Source organism: Burkholderia aenigmatica, from assembly GCF_048627025.1.
In the GTDB taxonomy this organism is placed as follows: domain Bacteria; phylum Pseudomonadota; class Gammaproteobacteria; order Burkholderiales; family Burkholderiaceae; genus Burkholderia; species Burkholderia aenigmatica.
The window spans coordinates 840,190-854,851 of record NZ_CP184470.1 but is presented as its reverse complement, the minus strand read 5'-3'; the positions used below and the strand labels follow the sequence as shown (position 1 = coordinate 854,851).

Here is a 14,662-nt window from a genome sequence, read left to right as displayed (position 1 = left end):
GGGGGGCGGCGTCGGCCTATCCGGCTTCGACGATGAGTGCCGCCCCGCGCACCTTCTCCGCCCGCAGTTGCCGATCGCGATCGGCCAGCCAGTCATTCCGCTCGCCGCGCCAGCCGACCGCGTGGATCCGGTCCATCTGGCGCGCGGCAACGGTTGCCGTGCAGGCCAGGCCGGAGAGCGGGAGATCGAGCAGGCGCCAGTTGCCCGCATGCGGCGTATCGACTTCGCGGAACGACCCCTCGAGCGGCGCCAACGATGCGAGCGTGGCGCCGTGTCCGCGCCCGCACGCATTCGAGAGGCTGTCCAGCCGAAGCTGGTCGCGCGATACCGGATCGGCGAGCGTGCTGGTCTGCGCGATGCCCAGTCCGATCGGGCCACGCGCGATCGCGATGACGATCCAGATCCCGGCATGGCCGACCACGACATCGAGCCCGTCCAGCCGGTCGCAGCCCGCGATCGCGATATGGTCGGCATCGCGGTCGATCAGCGTCAGTTCGTCGGCCGCGCGGCCGGCCAGCGTCCCCAGGATCGCGCGCAGCGCCGATCGGCCGATTGCAAAGCGGCGGGCATGCGCGCGATTGGGATGCGTCCTGACCCGCCGCAGTTCGGTCTTCGACAGGCTGAGATGCCCTTGCTCGCTGGTGACGAGCTGCCATTCGCCGCGCAGTCGCCACAACAGGACCTCGCCTGCATCGGGGGGCCGCGACGGACATGACGCAAGCGTGTGCGAGCCCGCGATCGTCAGGGCGGGATAGCGCATGCCGGCCCTCGTGCCGGTGGCGAATGCAGCGCGGCGTAGCGCAGGGGCCCCGTCATGCCTGTTGTCCGACCTGCCGTGCGTCGTTCCCCGAATGCTGCCGCGTGAGCCGAGCCGTGAGCGACAGGGCCTGTTCGAACGACGCCACCGCATGATGCGGAATCCCGAATGCCTTGACGGCGGTTTCGCCCTGCGCGGCCACTTCGGCGCGCCGGTCGGGATCGGGTTCGACGCTGACGAGCGCCTTGCAGACGGCGCCCAGCGCGTCCTTGTTCTGCTTGAGCCAGACCGCACGATGCTTGCGGTCGTCGTGGCTCTCGTCGGTATCGAGCTCGATGTAGACGATGACGAATGGCTCGCCGTGGCGCATCAGCGCGTCGATCTCGCGTTCCCAGTCGGGCGCGTAGCCCGGTGTCGCGTGTTCGGCGCAAAACACGCAGACCGGAAAGAGATGGATGTCGTGCAGCGTGAAATCATTCGGATCGAGAGCGGGCATCGAGGGTTCTCCGGAGGATGAGCGACGCCGAAGCGTCGGGGCGATCGTGCGGCGGTGTTCAGGGTGCGTTCGCTGGCGTTGCGCTGGCCTGCGCGACCGGCGGCGCGTCGCGCCAGCCGACGCCGAGCGACTTGTAGAGCGCGATCGCGCCTTGCACCTGCGCGAGCCGGCTGAGCGCGAGCGCATCGCGTGCGCGGTAGGTTGCGCGCTGCGCAGTGAGCACCGACAGGTATTCGCCGAGACCGTTGCGGTACAGCCGCGTCGCACGCGATTGCGCATCCTGGCTGCTGTCGACGGCTGCCGCGAGCATGGCCTGCCGGTCGCGTGCGGCGCCGATCGCCACCAGCGCGTCCTCGACATCGCGAAACGCGCTGCGGATGCGCTGCTCGTAGGCCAGCCGTGCAGCCTCGGCCGCCGCGCGCGCGGCGTCGACGCCGGCTTTCGCGCGGCCGCCGTCGTACAGCGTCTGCGTACCGTCGAGCGCGACCGACCAGGCGACGCTCGCACCCGTGAACAGGTCCTGCACGAGGCTCGCCGTCGTGCCGAGGCTCAGCGGAATCGCGAAATGCGGAAACTGCTCGGCGCGCGCGACGCCGATCTGCGCGGTCGCCGCGGCAAGCCGCCGTTCGGCGGCGCGAATGTCGGGGCGTTCGCGGATCACGTCCGACGGCAGCGTGACGGGCAGCGCGGGCGCGACCGGCAGCGTCGCGCCGGGCGCGCTCAGCGCGTCGCGCAGCGTTTCCGGAAAACCGCCGACGAGCACGCCGATCGCGTGTGCGAGCTGCGCGACGTCCCGTTGCAGCGGCGGCAGGGTCGCCTGTGCGAGCTGCAGCTCGGCACGCGCCTGTGCGACCGCGAACGACGTGCCGAGGCCGCGCCGGTTCGACTGCTCGGTCAGCCGCCGCGTGGCGTCAAGGCTCGCGACGTTGTCCGTCGCGATCCGCAGCCGCTCCTGGGTCGCGCGCAGCGCCGCGTAATCCGACGCGAGCTCGGCGAGCAGGCTCACGAGGATCGCGTGGCGATCGTCGTCGAGCGCGTCGATCTGCGCGTCGGCCGATTCGACCTCGCGTCGCGTGCCGCCGAACAGGTCGAGCTCCCATGACGCATCGAAACCGAGCCGGTAGGTGCGCGACTGGCCGATGCCGGGCGGCCAGTCGAGCGCCCGCGACGAGCGCAGCGCATCGGCGTTACCGCCCGCGGTGACGGTCGGGCCTAGGCGACTCGCGATCCGGTCGCGCTCGGCGCGCGCCTGCAGCAACCGCTGGCGCGCGATTGCGAGATCCTGGTTGTGCGCGATCGCCTGAACGACCAGCGCATCGAGCTGCGCATCGCCGAACGCGCGCCACCAGTCCTGCAACTGCGCGGGGTCGGCCGGCACCGTGTCGCGCGGCGCGATCCAGCCGGGCGGATGCGCGGGCTGCGGCGCCACGTAATCGGGGCCGACCGTCGTGCACGCGGCCAGCGCGCACGTGCAGGCGGTGGCGAAGGCGCGCACGTAGCGCGTCGCGCGCAAAGGCGGGAACGGGTATCGCATCGTCGCCTCCTTCACATCCATGCGTGCAGCCACGACGCGAGCCGGCCGCGCGGCGTGCGCTCGCGTCCGCGTTCGCCGACTTCGACGCTGCAGGTCATGCCTGCCGCCAGCAGGACGCCGGCCGGCACCCGGTCGATTTCGATGCGCACCGGAATGCGCTGCGCGAGCCGTACCCAGCTGAAGGTCGGGTTGACAGCCGGCAGGCCGAGCTCGTCGAGCGTGCCGTTCTCGTCCGCGATGCCGCGGCCGATGCTCGTCACGTGCCCGCTCAACAGCGGATCGAAGCCCATCAGCCGGATCGTCGCGGGTGCGTCCGTCGCGATGCGGCGCAGCTTGGTTTCCTCGAAATAGCCGGTGATCCAGAAGCTGTGCGCGTCGAGCACCGAGATGCCGGGCTTGCCCTCGACCGCGTAGTCGCCGTGACGCAGGCGCAACTGCGTCACGTAGCCGTCGACCGGCGAGCGCAGCGTCGTGCGTTCGAGGTCGAGCTTCGCGACGTCGAGCGCGGCCAGCGCCTTGCGGTGCTCGGCCTGCGCGATCGCCACCGCGCGGCCCGAGCGCTGGATGTCCTCGCGCGGCACGAGATCGTCGAGGCCGGTTCGCCGCTGCGCTTCGTCGCGCTTCTGGCGCATCGTCTCGGCGGTCGCGGCGACCTGCGCTTCCGCCTGCTCCACCGCCAGCGCGAAGCGCTGCGGATCGATCCGGTACAGCACGTCGCCTTTCGCGACGCGCTGGTTGTCGATCACCGCGACTTCGACGACGGTGCCCGACACTTCGGGCGCGATCCGCACGACGTGCGCGCTCACGCGCGCGTCGCGCGTCCACGGCGCGAGGACGTACGCATGCCAGAGTGCGGCGACCAGCATGATCGCGACGGCCACCGTGGCGAGTGTCAGCAGGGAGCGGGTGAGGGGTTTGAGCGACATGACGCGATACGTTCCGACGAAGGCTAGAAGGTGAGGATCAGCGTGGCGACCAGCACGAGCGAAATCGCGAACTCGAACAACGCCGGATGCCATACGCGGCGCAGCACGCCGAGCCGGGCGAGCAGCGCGCGCACGGCCATGTAGAGCGGCACGGTCGCGCACGCATAGACGAAGAACGGCGGCAGGTAGATGCCGGCCAGCGGGAATTCACTGAGCATCGCGGGCGCGCTCCGGAACGGTGGTGAAATAGGCGGCGTACGTGTGCAGCAGCACGTAGACGTCGGCGAACGCGGCCATCAGCCACTTCAGTTCGGTATTGCCCGGTTGCGACGCGGCGAGGCCGGCGAGGGCGTGCGCGGCGCGCCGGGCATGCCGGGCCGCGCGCGCGGGGGCGGCCGTGTGCCGCGCAAGGCCGGCAAGCCCGGCGCGCACGCACCGTTGCGCGGTATCGGGCAGGTCGTCGCGCGCGGCGCCGCGGCGGATCCGCAGTAGTTCCTTGCCGACGTGCAGCGCCGCAAGTGCCTCGATACTTGCCTGTGTCATCGCGGCCGGCTGGCCGGCGAGCAGCGCGCCGAGCTGCGCGATGCGGTGCTGCTGGCGCTGCTGCCAGTCCGCCGCCGTGACGCGCCTGCCGGCCACGAGCGCGAGCGTGTCGTCGCGGATCGTGCGGCGCAGCCGCGTGGCGTCGGTGGCCAGGTTGCGCGGCAGGATCAACTGGAACGTGAGCCGAGTGAGGACGGTGGCGAGTACCCACGCGACCGACTGGTTGAGGAACAGCGCGACGTCGGGGCGGAACGGATTGGTCGCGCCGGTCAGCGTGTTGAACGCGACGAGATAGGCAAGCCCGGCGAGCGCGGTCTTCGGCACGCTCGTCGCGTAGATGCCCGGCATCCAGAACAGCGCGAGCGCGACGACGAGCAAGGGAAAACCTTCGATGCGCGGCAGGATGCCGAACGCGCACACGAACGCCGCCGGTACGGCCACGACCGTGCCCTTGATGAGCGCCTGTGCGGCAGCGGCCGGGTTGCCGGCGGTCGCGAGCAGCGCGCAGTACGGTGCGACGACGAGCAGCATCATGTCGCCCTGGTTCCAGCCGGTCACGAGCCAGAATGCACCGGCGATCACGATCGCGCAGGCCGAGCGCACGCCGTTGCGCAGGGCCGCGCCCGTGTCGCGGTGAAAGTGCACCCGTGCGGGCCGATGGCCCGGCCGCGGGCGCTGCAGTTCGACGAGCCCGTTCAGCGCCGCACGGTAGTCGTCGATCTGTTCGATCAACCGCTCGCCGGCGATCAGCAACGCCGCCTCGACGCGCGGATTGCCGAGCGTGATGCCTTCGAGGGCGTCGCGCAGGCGTTCGCGCGCATCGGCCAGCAATGCAAGCGCGCGCGCCGCACCGCCGGGGCCGTCGCCCAAGGCGTCGGCGGCGGCCTGCCACGCAGCCGCGAGACGCGGCTGCAGCGCCGCGACCGCGCGCGCGCCGGGACTGTCGGGCGGCAGTGGCGGCATGCCGCCCGCGAGTGCGCCGAACAGCGACGCCATGCCGTGCCGCACGGCGGCCGCGCGTTGCGCGAGATCTTCCGATTCGGCCTTGCCGAGCGCGAGCAGATCGTCGATGCCGTAGATGCCGGCGAACAGCGCGTGCCGCTTGGCGTCGGCGGGCGCCGCCGCGAGGCCTTTGCGTTGCGCGGCGATGACTCGCGCTACGTCGGCCGTGACGCGCGTCACCAGCGCTTCCAGTTTCGCGCGCACGTCGCGCGTGCCGAGCAGCATCGACACGAGGCTCAGGCACAGCACGCCGATCACGACCGTCGAGCCGCGCCCGATCACGTGCTCGAAGGTCAGCTCGGGATGCTGCATCGCGCCGTAGGTCGCGAGGCCGATCGTGTAGCCGGCCACCACGGTGCCCGACGCGCGGAAGTGCCGCAGCAGCGTCATGCCCGCGACGCAGACGCCGAGCCAGAACGCGAAGCCGAGGATGAACAGCAGCGGCTGCTGCGCGAAGCAGCCCATCAGCACGAACGCGACGACCATCCCGGCGATCGTGCCGACCACGCGCCACACGCCCTTGCCGATCACGGCGCCCTGGACGGGGTTGATCACGAGCAGCACCGTCGACGCCGCCGAGTACGGTGTTTCCAGTGCGAGCAGGTACGCGACGCCGAGCGCGAGCGCGGCGGCGATGACCGAGCGCACGACATACGCGCCACGCGGCGTAAAAATGTCGATGCGCGCGATCAACGCCGCGGCCGCGCGGTTCAGGCGGCTGGGCGGCGCGACGGCGCGCGTCTGATCTGCTGCGTCATGCACTGCGCTCGCTCCGTGAGAAAGGACGAAGCCAGTCTACGGTCGAGCCATGGATGCGGAACAGTGACGTCTTTGCACTCGACGAGTGCGTGCGACGCATGCGTCATGCGTGCGCCGGATGCAGTGCTGGCTGGCCGGTGCACAGCCCGCGCACGACGCGCCGCAGCCACTGGTGCGCGGGGTCGCTCTGGAAGCGCGGATGCCACGCCTGCGTGATCAGCACGGTTTCGAGCGGCACCGGCAGTTCGAACGTGCGCACGCCGAGCCCGGCCTGCACCGCGCCGCGCGCGAGATGCTCGGGCAGCGGCAGGATCAGGTCCGACGCCTGCAGTGCGAAGATCGCCGCATACGGTGTCGGCACGACGAGCAGCACGTGCCGCGCGAGCCCGCGCGCGGCGAGCGCGTCGTCGATCGGCCCCGCCGACTTGCCGCGCCGCGATACGCCGATATGCGGCCAGCGCGCGAACTGCTCGGGCGTGATGTCGTCGTCGAAGATCGGGTGGTCGTGGCGCGCGAGTCCGACGAAGGTCGTCGTGAACAGCGGCTGCACGCGAATCTCCGGCCCGAGGCGGCGCGACGCGCTGATGAACAGGTCGATGCGGCCGCTGCGCAATGCGTCGTCGTCGATGTCGTCTTCCTCGGGCATGAGGCGCAGCATCGCGCGCGGCATCCGGCGCGCCATCTCGTCGAGCAGGCCGCTGCTGTGCAGGCCGACGAAGATGTCGTTCGCACGCACGTTGAACTGCTTGTCGAGCGTGCCGAGATCGGTTTCCGTGGACGGGGCGAGCAATTGCGACGCGCGCTCCACGGTGTCGCGGACAACACCGCGCAGTTCGAGCGCGCGCGGTGTCGGCACCATCTTGCGGCCGGCCTGCACGAAGATCGGGTCGCCGACCGTTTCGCGGATGCGCGCGAGCGTGCGGCTCATCGCGGGCGGGCTGAGGTTCATGCGGCGTGCGGCGCCGACGACGCTGCCTTCTTCGAGCAGTGCGTCGAGCGCAATCAGCAGGTTCAGGTCGGGTGCCATCGGCTTCTCCGTTTCATCGCGTGCACGCCGTGCAATGGTCGTGCGGGATGTGCGCGCGTAGCGTGACTGCAGCGTACGCAACGATTGCGCGTGGCATCACGCGTGACGCACGCATCGGTGGTGCCATTGCCCGGTGCCGGCATCGGATGGTGGCAAACACGCCGGGCTTCGGCGCCTGCCCGTGGTGGTCGACCGCCGGGCAGGCGAGGCATGCCGGACTTCATGGAAATCTCGTGCATCGATGTGCCGCCGTTGTCAGCAAAAGGGAAGCGGTGCCGCGTCGAATGCCTTCCCCCAGCGGGGAAACAGGGAAATTCGCAATGTGCCGGTGCGAATGATCCAATCATAGGATGATTGGATCATTCGAATCTTACATGATGCAAGGCCGGCCGCAAGTGTTGCCCGGTTGTCCGGGGGAGTTTCACCCGCAAGCGGGCGCGCCGGGATCGGTTCGCGCCGGACAGGCGGAGCGACGTGATCGCGGCCGTCGCCGCGTCGCGCGGGGCGGGCCCGTCAGTCGGCGGGCGTCTCGTGGGGCTCGTGCGTCTCGAGCCAGGTCATTTGCGGCTTGAGGATCGCAAGGGTTGCGCGAACCGCCTTGTTCTCGTCGCGCTGCTCGATCGCGTCGAGCAATGCCTGGTGTGCCCGCAGGTCCGGCTCGGGAATCGCGGCCTTGTCGAGTTCGACGAGGACGTCCTCGATATTCGCGAGGATCGAGCCCGAAAAGTAGCGATACAGCGCTTCGAGCGCGTGATTGTGCGATGCGGCGGCCACGGCGATGTGAAACGCGCGGTCGCGCTCGACGAACTTCTTCACGTCGCGCGACGCTTCGCGCTCGCCGCGCGCCTTCAGCAGCTTGTGCAGCGTCGCGAGATCCGCGTCGGTGCGCCGGCGTGCCGCGTAGCGCGCGCACTCCGTTTCGAGCATGCATTGCAGCTCGAGATGGTCGCCGCGCGCGGCGCGATCGACGTTGCGCATCGTGTCGGCGGGATCGACATTGCGCCGCACATAGGTGCCGTCGCCCTGGCGCACGTCGAGCACGCCGGAATACGCGAGCGTGCGAACGGCCTCGCGTACCGTGTTGCGTCCGACTTCGAGCTGTTTCGCGAGATCGAGCTCGGTCGGAATGCGCTGACCGACCTGCCAGATGCCGGAAGTGATATTGGATTTGAGGATTTCGATTGCCGATTCAACGAGCGAGTGTCGGGTGGCCGGGGGCAGGATGGACATGCGTGTTATGTGTCGCTTGGAATCGAAGAGTGCCGCCATCCTATCATCCGGTCATTCGTTCATTCCCGCGCGATCTCACGCCGTCTGAAACTCGTGCCGGTAGGCGAATAAACCCGGTAATCCCCCGGTCATGACGAAGAGAATGTTTTGGTCGGGTGCGTAACGACCTGATGTAACCCCTTCGATGAGCCCCGCAAACGCCTTTCCGCTATAGACAGGATCGAGCAAGAGTCCTTCTTTTGAGGCCAGCAGCCGGACAGCCTGGCGCATGGCGTCCGTGGGGATACCGTAGCCGGGGCCGAGTTGCGAGGCGTCGACGCGAACGGCCTCGGGCGAGATTTCCGTATCGCGATTGAGGATGCGGGCCGTCTGCTGCGCCTTGTCGAGCGTGGCGCGATGCGCTTCTGCGGCGGGGGCATAGACGGTGTAGCCGTCGACTTCGATCGTCCCGGCCCCGAGTGCTGCAAAGCCGGCAACCAGCCCGGCATGCGTGCCTCCACTTCCGTTGGGCACGATGATGCGATCGAAGTGGTTACCTTGCGCCCGGGACTGCTGGACGATTTCGGCTGCGCACGCAGCGTAGGCGAGGCAGCCAACCGGACTCGATCCACCGAACGGGCAGATATAGACACGCTGCCCTGACGCACGCAGTTCGTCTGCACGGGCGATGGCGTACGCCATCGCATCGGCCGAAGCAGGCAAATCGTGCACGCGTGCGTTGAACAGGCTGTCGAGCAGGATGTTGCCGCTTTCAACGTAATCGGCGTCGTCGCGCGGCACGGAGCGTGTGAGAACCACCTCGCATCGCATCCCCGCGCGGGCTGCCGCAGCCGCGGTCAGCCGTGCGTGATTCGATTGCCTGGCGCCAACCGTGATGACTGTTTCGGCGCCTGACTGCAATGCCTCTCCGATCAGAAGTTCCAGTTTCCGCAATTTGTTGCCGCCGCCGCCCACGCCGGCTATATCTTCCCGCTTCACATGAATGGTCGCACCGCCAAGATAGGCGCTCAGGCGCGGCAGGGGGTGAATCGGCGTTGCGCCGTCGAGCAGAGGGTAGCGCGGTACCCGGATCGAGTCGAAGCCGAACAATCCCTGGAGGGTCGCTCGCGCATGGCGAGCGAAAGAGGTTGGCGCGTTGAATGTCATGCGAGTGCCCGATCGCGATTGATGCCCGCGAGACAGATCTGCTCGCAGAGCTGCGAAAACGCAATACCGGATGCGGCCGCGGACTGCGGGAGCAGGCTCGTGGCGGTCATGCCCGGCAGCGTGTTCACTTCGAGACACCAGAGCATGCCCTGCGCATCCAGCATGAGGTCCGTGCGGCTGTAGCCGTCGAGTTCCAGTAGCGCGTGAGCGCGCAACGCGATCCGTTGCGCCGCTTCGAGCGTGGCCGCTGGCAAGGTGGCCGGAAATTGCTCATGCACATGTCCCGCCTGGTACTTCGACCGGTAATCGAAAATCGTCCCCGGCTCGATGACGATTTCACCCACGCTCAGTGCCTGCGCGCCCAGCACGCCGACAGTCAGCTCTCGGCCGGCGATGTACTGCTCCACCATCACCTGCGTGTCGAACTGCCGAGCGAGGCGCACGGCGTTTTCCAGTTCGTCGGGAGCGTGCACCAGCGACAGGCCCACAGTCGAACCCTGCCGATTCGGCTTGACGATGAGCGGAAAGCCGACGCGCCGGGGTATGTCATCGAAGTCGCACGGCAGCATCAACCAGCGCGGCGTGCGGATGCCGCCGGAGGAGAACAGCTGCTTTGTCATGTTCTTGTTCATGGCAATTGCACTACCCATGTGTCCGCTGCCCGTATAAGGCACGCCCGCCAGGTCGAGCATCGCCTGAATGGTGCCGTCCTCGCCGGCGCCGCCGTGCAGCGCGAGAAATGCGACATCGGCTTCGGTCAGCTCGCGATAGCGGAGCAGGTCGAAGACAGCTGAGGGCGATTGCGCAGGTGCGCCGGACGGCGGCGGTGCGTCCTTTATCTGCGAGGTCAAGAGAAGCGCATCTTCTTCTGGCGAGAGCGGGCCGCGAGCGGTGTCTATTGCCACCACGCTGTGACCGGCGCAACGCAGTGCCTTGATCACTTGAGTGGCGCTGGAAATGGAGACGTCGCGCTCTGCGCTGGCGCCGCCGAAAAGTACCGCGATCTTGAGTGTGGAATCACGCATCGTTTTCTTCACGCGATGGAAAATGGTGGGACGACAGCCAGAGCAGACAGGCCTGAGCGATCGAGGTCGACGGTTCTGCCAGTCGATGGGTTGCGGACACGAAGTGCAGCGACGGCATGCCCGCGTTCTCTGCTGTGGCTGGCTACTTTAGGGAGCAATTTCATCCACGTATACTTATCGTTTTTGTGGTTATGCATTAGCCATTTTTAACGATTCACATGGTGGAGGTACGCGTTGGAAGTCGGGCGACTGAAGGCACTTCTGGAGCTGGCAAGGTATGGCACGATGGCGGCCGCCGCTGAAGCGTTGCACCTGACGCCATCGGCTGTTTCACAGCAGATCTCGCAGCTGGAGGAGGAGGCGGGTGTCAAACTGACGGAGCGCGTCGGCCGTGGCGTCAGGCTCACGCCGGCGGGGCACGCATTGGCAGGTCACGCCGAACGGGTGATGGTCGTACTGGACGAGGCGCGCTCGGAATTGGCAGAGCTGCGGCGCGAGATGGTGGGGGAACTGCGCGTTGCCGCGTTTCCGTCGATTGCTTCGCTTGTCCTGCCTGACGTGCTCAAGAAGCTGCGGCCCGCGTATCCTCGCCTGGAAATCGGGCTTGAAGAGCTGGAACCGATTGACGCGGTCGCGGCACTCCGGGCGTGGCGAACGGACATCGCGCTGATTGACGATCTTTCGATCAAAGCGGGCAATGACCAGGAGAACATCGAGGTTGTGCCGCTGGCGGAGGACGTCCTTTACGTGGCGGTCGCGACCGATCATCCGTTGAGCAAGATGCCATCGCTGGGTGTTGCCGATCTTCGGCACGAAACCTGGGCGATGGAATCCACGTGGAGTACCTTCGGCGGTTTCGTCATCGACTTATGTCGCCGCGCCGGCTTCGAGCCTCGTATCAACGCGAAATGTCGCGGATCCGAAATGGTCGAAGCGATGGTGGCCTCGGGCTGCTCGGTGTCGGTTGCCCCCGGGCTCCGGGTACTGCGGGCACCGGCCGGCGTGGCGTGGGTCAAGTTGAAACCGGAGGTGCGGCGCAAGATTTATGTCGCCTATCGCCGCGGGGAGCGTAACCACCCGATGATCAAGGTATTTCTCAAGGAAGTGGTTGAAACCGTCTCGAGCGTTCTCGGCTAGCTGAATCGGCGGCGGGAACCCTTAAGCGCTCTTATGGGCAGCCACGGACCTTGGATGTCCTGCTTGCGTGGGCAGCATGGGCAGCACGCAGGCCGTATGTACGATCCATGTGCAGTGGTGTGCGCGGGGCCCATCTTGTTGCAATCCGGTGACCCGCGCAACGCGCATCCACGCATCCACGATGCGCATTGGCAGGCCGTTGAAATACCCCGGTCCGTCCTGCACGATGTCGGTTCCCGAGATCAAGGAAGAGCAGGCCGATGCGAGGCACGGACGGTTCCAACGAATCGTTGTTCCGCACGGTGAGGCTGGAAGAATGTGTTCCGCAGACGCATCCGCTGCGACAGGTCATGGTTCGTGGTCCAGAGAAAGTGGACCAACTGTTGACCCTGACGATGGCAGCCTGCAACCGACACGGTTGAGATCGCTGGCCGCGTTGCGCCCGCAGAGCGCCTGAGGTACCGGAGTGGGCGCCGGGAAGCCCGCGACGTCGATTCATTCGCATTGAAATCGGGCGAATGAGCCGAAATCGAACGCGTCGCGGTGGTTGTCGCGAACAGCGGATGGAAAAATACGGCAGGCCGGACAGTCATTCAACGACCTGCTAGAGAATCAACGAATGACTCATTGCGCGCAGGCAGGCCGTCAGCAATTGACTTGGGAAGATACCAAGCACGACGACGGCGACGCCGTTCAGCACGAGGATCACGCGCTTGCCGAAATCGCCCGAGATCGGCGTCGCATCCTGCGGTGCATCGAAGTACATCAGCTTCACGATGCGCAGGTAGTAGAACGCGCCGAACAGCGACGTGATCACGGCCAGCACGGCCAGCCACGTAAGGCCCGCGTTGACGGTCGCCTCGAGCACGGCGAGCTTCGCGTAGAAGCCGACGGTCGGCGGAATGCCTGCCAGCGAGAACATCATGACCATCATCACGAACGCGAACACCGGGCTGCGCTTGTTGAGGCCCTTGAAGTCGTCGATCGTTTCGGCTTCGAAATCGCGGCGCGCAAGCAGCATCACCACGCCGAACGAGCCGAGCGTCGTGATCAGGTAAACGATCGCGTAGAACATCGCCGAGCTGTATGCATTCGCCGGTGCCGCCGCGTCGCCCTTCACGATACCCGCGAGCAGGCCGAGCAGCACGAAGCCCATGTTCGAGATCGCCGAGTACGCGAGCATCCGCTTGATGTTGCGCTGGACGATGCCGGTGATGTTACCGACGATCAGCGACAGCGCAGCGAGGATCACGAGCGCGGTTTGCCAGTTCTGTGCGAGCGGCAGCAGGCCCATCACCAGGAAACGCAGACCCCACGCGAACGCAGCAACCTTCGGGCCGCCGCCGACGAACAGCGTTATCGCGGTCGGTGCGCCTTGATAGACGTCCGGCACCCACATGTGGAACGGCACGGCGCCGAGCTTGAACGCGATACCGGCGACGATGAAGACCACGCCGAACATCAGCACGGCTGCGTCGGTGTTGCCGCCGACCGCCTTGTACACCTCGCCCAGCTCGAGCGAGCCGGTCGCGCCGTAGAGCATCGAGATGCCGTACAGCACGAAGCCCGACGCGAGCGCGCCCAGCACGTAGTACTTCATCGCGGCTTCGCTCGACTGCGCGGCATCGCGGCGCAGCGCGACGATCGCGTACAGCGGCAGCGACATCAGTTCGAGACCGAGGTACAGCGTCAGGAAGTTGTTGCCCGAGATCATGATCAGTTGGCCGAGCAACGAGAACATGGCGAGCAAAATGGTGTGATCCCGGAACAAATTCCTGCTTTCCAGGTACCTTCGTGAGTAAACGAGTGTGACTGCGAAGCCCAGCGACACCACAGACTTCATCACGCTGGCAAATGAATCGACGACGATCATTTGCGAGAAATAGTAGTACCGGTGCGGCTCCGTCGAGGCATAGGCGAACCAGAATCCTGAAATCGTGGTTGCTACTACGGCGATCCAGTAGATCGCGCGCGTCGACTTTATTTCAGACGTGAAATCTCCTACCCGCGATGACAGGACGATTGCAATTACAAGCAGGAAATCTGGGAGCAAATGATGCAGGGGCGCGCTTGGCATGAGATGTGCCTCGGAATACGGAAATGCTGATTGGATGTTTCTGAATTAACTATTCAATACTGCTAATCGCGTGTGATGAATGCCATCACTCGCTTGGCGATTCCGTTGACGGGTGGCGCATTTCACATCGGCATTCGAGTGTCGAACGCGACGTGATGGTAGCGACGCTGCGTCGTAAAAAGCGCGGCGGCTGCTATCACACTGCCATGCGGAATACCCTCTGGATTCCGAGTCGAAATCGAGCGAGCAATCGCACGGACGATGCCTGCATTTTCTTGGGACATGCGGCCACCACAAACCGGGGCCAGGTTTCTGAACTATGGGGTCAGGTTGGTGTGGTGGAATCCATGACATCAAGGCTTGTCGGCCGACATCGATTCAATGGCTGCGACGAATCAGGAGGCGAGTTTCATGATGACCAGGCCGCTGACAATCAGGACTGCGGCCACGATCCGCATGAGGCTAGCCGCCTCGCCAAGCACGAAAAGACCGACAAGAAACGCTCCGATCGCGCCGATGCCAGTCCAGATCGTATAAGCCGTTCCCAAAGGAAGAACTCTCATGGACGCCGACAGCAGACCGAAGCTCGCAATCATGGTCGTGACCGTAATAATGGACGGCCACAATCTCGTAAATCCGAGGGATTGCTTCATGGAGAAGGCCCACACTATTTCCAATAGGCCGGCGAGAACGAGGAATATCCAAGCCATACGGCTCTCCTATAAAAGAGCCGGGCCGTCCCGGACATTTCCCCTGGTGGGCGAGGGCGTGGCCTCTTGTTTGAAGGCGAATTGTAATGTCACGCTTAAAAAATGGCAACTTCACGGCATCACGATCGGTCGATGCTGACGATCCGGCCGGCGGCGGGAATGCATCGCTCCGGCATGCAGCGCGGGTTGCGGCCGGCCGCGACGATGGGAGGGGCGGCAGCGTCGTGCTCGATGACTTGCGATGCAGAATTTTAGGGCTCTCCGACCCCGGTGTGACCGCTTTCGCCGTGGGC

General features: G+C 66.2%; 13 protein-coding genes and 1 pseudogene. 2 read left to right on the top strand and 12 right to left on the bottom strand.

Annotation, left to right across the window (positions count from 1 at the left end):
* Positions 1–16: 16 nt before the first annotated feature.
* The 10 genes from ACN8ZM_RS36250 to ACN8ZM_RS36205 form a co-directional block, all read right to left on the bottom strand.
* Entirely contained in the window at positions 17–760 is a 744-nt protein-coding gene (locus ACN8ZM_RS36250; protein WP_420212842.1) for a hypothetical protein, read from the bottom strand.
* A 52-nt stretch (positions 761–812) separates the two neighbouring features.
* Positions 813–1,253: a hypothetical protein gene (locus ACN8ZM_RS36245; protein ID WP_420212841.1), complete on the bottom strand. Its 441-nt coding sequence runs from the start codon at positions 1,251–1,253 to the stop codon at positions 813–815.
* Between the two features lie 58 nt (positions 1,254–1,311).
* On the bottom strand, positions 1,312–2,787 hold the full coding sequence (locus ACN8ZM_RS36240) for an efflux transporter outer membrane subunit (RefSeq protein WP_420212840.1): 1,476 nt from the start codon (positions 2,785–2,787) through the stop codon (positions 1,312–1,314).
* 11 nt (positions 2,788–2,798) lie between these two features.
* Positions 2,799–3,713: a biotin/lipoyl-binding protein gene (locus tag ACN8ZM_RS36235; RefSeq protein WP_420212839.1), complete on the bottom strand. Its 915-nt coding sequence runs from the start codon at positions 3,711–3,713 to the stop codon at positions 2,799–2,801.
* Between the two features lie 23 nt (positions 3,714–3,736).
* A complete protein-coding gene (locus tag ACN8ZM_RS36230) occupies positions 3,737–3,931 on the bottom strand; it encodes a DUF1656 domain-containing protein (protein WP_174957465.1) in 195 nt (64 codons plus the stop codon).
* Complete coding sequence (locus tag ACN8ZM_RS36225; RefSeq protein ID WP_420212838.1) at positions 3,921–6,020, bottom strand: FUSC family protein; 2,100 nt, start codon at positions 6,018–6,020, stop codon at positions 3,921–3,923. The genes ACN8ZM_RS36230 and ACN8ZM_RS36225 overlap by 11 nt, the downstream gene beginning before the upstream one ends.
* Positions 6,021–6,120: 100 nt before the next feature.
* Positions 6,121–7,044, bottom strand: a complete 924-nt coding sequence (locus ACN8ZM_RS36220) for a LysR family transcriptional regulator (RefSeq protein WP_420212837.1) — start codon at positions 7,042–7,044, stop codon at positions 6,121–6,123.
* Between the two features lie 513 nt (positions 7,045–7,557).
* On the bottom strand, positions 7,558–8,274 hold the full coding sequence (locus ACN8ZM_RS36215) for a FadR/GntR family transcriptional regulator (protein ID WP_420212836.1): 717 nt from the start codon (positions 8,272–8,274) through the stop codon (positions 7,558–7,560).
* Positions 8,275–8,349: 75 nt separating this feature from the next.
* Complete coding sequence (locus ACN8ZM_RS36210; protein ID WP_420212835.1) at positions 8,350–9,420, bottom strand: D-cysteine desulfhydrase family protein; 1,071 nt, start codon at positions 9,418–9,420, stop codon at positions 8,350–8,352.
* Positions 9,417–10,445, bottom strand: a complete 1,029-nt coding sequence (locus ACN8ZM_RS36205; RefSeq protein ID WP_043185818.1) for a D-alanine--D-alanine ligase family protein — start codon at positions 10,443–10,445, stop codon at positions 9,417–9,419. Before ACN8ZM_RS36205 ends, ACN8ZM_RS36210 begins: the two co-directional genes overlap by 4 nt.
* A gap of 234 nt (positions 10,446–10,679) precedes the next feature.
* Between ACN8ZM_RS36205 and ACN8ZM_RS36200 the strand changes: the two genes are divergently transcribed.
* Positions 10,680–11,582, top strand: a complete 903-nt coding sequence (locus tag ACN8ZM_RS36200) for a LysR family transcriptional regulator (protein WP_043185820.1) — start codon at positions 10,680–10,682, stop codon at positions 11,580–11,582.
* A gap of 335 nt (positions 11,583–11,917) precedes the next feature.
* A pseudogene (locus ACN8ZM_RS36195) lies at positions 11,918–12,039 on the top strand (IS5/IS1182 family transposase); the annotation flags it as partial.
* Positions 12,040–12,186: 147 nt separating this feature from the next.
* On the opposite strand, the gene nuoN reads toward ACN8ZM_RS36195, so the two are convergent.
* Both nuoN and ACN8ZM_RS36185 read right to left on the bottom strand, forming a co-directional pair.
* Positions 12,187–13,659 carry an NADH-quinone oxidoreductase subunit NuoN gene (gene nuoN / locus ACN8ZM_RS36190; protein ID WP_420212834.1) on the bottom strand — a complete coding sequence of 491 codons (1,473 nt, stop codon included), beginning with the start codon at positions 13,657–13,659 and terminating at the stop codon, positions 12,187–12,189.
* A 395-nt stretch (positions 13,660–14,054) separates the two neighbouring features.
* Entirely contained in the window at positions 14,055–14,369 is a 315-nt protein-coding gene (locus tag ACN8ZM_RS36185) for a DMT family transporter (RefSeq protein WP_043185827.1), read from the bottom strand.
* Positions 14,370–14,662 lie beyond the last annotated feature (293 nt).

What these genes read in the sequence shown, in the direction of transcription:
- ACN8ZM_RS36205 (WP_043185818.1), bottom strand. Translation starts at nt 10,445, where the DNA reads ATGCGTGATTCCACACTCAAGATCGCGGTACTTTTCGGCGGCGCCAGC.
- ACN8ZM_RS36220 (WP_420212837.1), bottom strand. Translation starts at nt 7,044, where the DNA reads ATGGCACCCGACCTGAACCTGCTGATTGCGCTCGACGCACTGCTCGAA.
- ACN8ZM_RS36240 (WP_420212840.1), bottom strand. Translation starts at nt 2,787, where the DNA reads ATGCGATACCCGTTCCCGCCTTTGCGCGCGACGCGCTACGTGCGCGCC.
- ACN8ZM_RS36245 (WP_420212841.1), bottom strand. Translation starts at nt 1,253, where the DNA reads ATGCCCGCTCTCGATCCGAATGATTTCACGCTGCACGACATCCATCTC.
- ACN8ZM_RS36250 (WP_420212842.1), bottom strand. Translation starts at nt 760, where the DNA reads ATGCGCTATCCCGCCCTGACGATCGCGGGCTCGCACACGCTTGCGTCA.
- nuoN (WP_420212834.1), bottom strand. Translation starts at nt 13,659, where the DNA reads ATGCCAAGCGCGCCCCTGCATCATTTGCTCCCAGATTTCCTGCTTGTA.
- ACN8ZM_RS36210 (WP_420212835.1), bottom strand. Translation starts at nt 9,420, where the DNA reads ATGACATTCAACGCGCCAACCTCTTTCGCTCGCCATGCGCGAGCGACC.
- ACN8ZM_RS36185 (WP_043185827.1), bottom strand. Translation starts at nt 14,369, where the DNA reads ATGGCTTGGATATTCCTCGTTCTCGCCGGCCTATTGGAAATAGTGTGG.
- ACN8ZM_RS36215 (WP_420212836.1), bottom strand. Translation starts at nt 8,274, where the DNA reads ATGTCCATCCTGCCCCCGGCCACCCGACACTCGCTCGTTGAATCGGCA.
- ACN8ZM_RS36235 (WP_420212839.1), bottom strand. Translation starts at nt 3,713, where the DNA reads ATGTCGCTCAAACCCCTCACCCGCTCCCTGCTGACACTCGCCACGGTG.
- ACN8ZM_RS36230 (WP_174957465.1), bottom strand. Translation starts at nt 3,931, where the DNA reads ATGCTCAGTGAATTCCCGCTGGCCGGCATCTACCTGCCGCCGTTCTTC.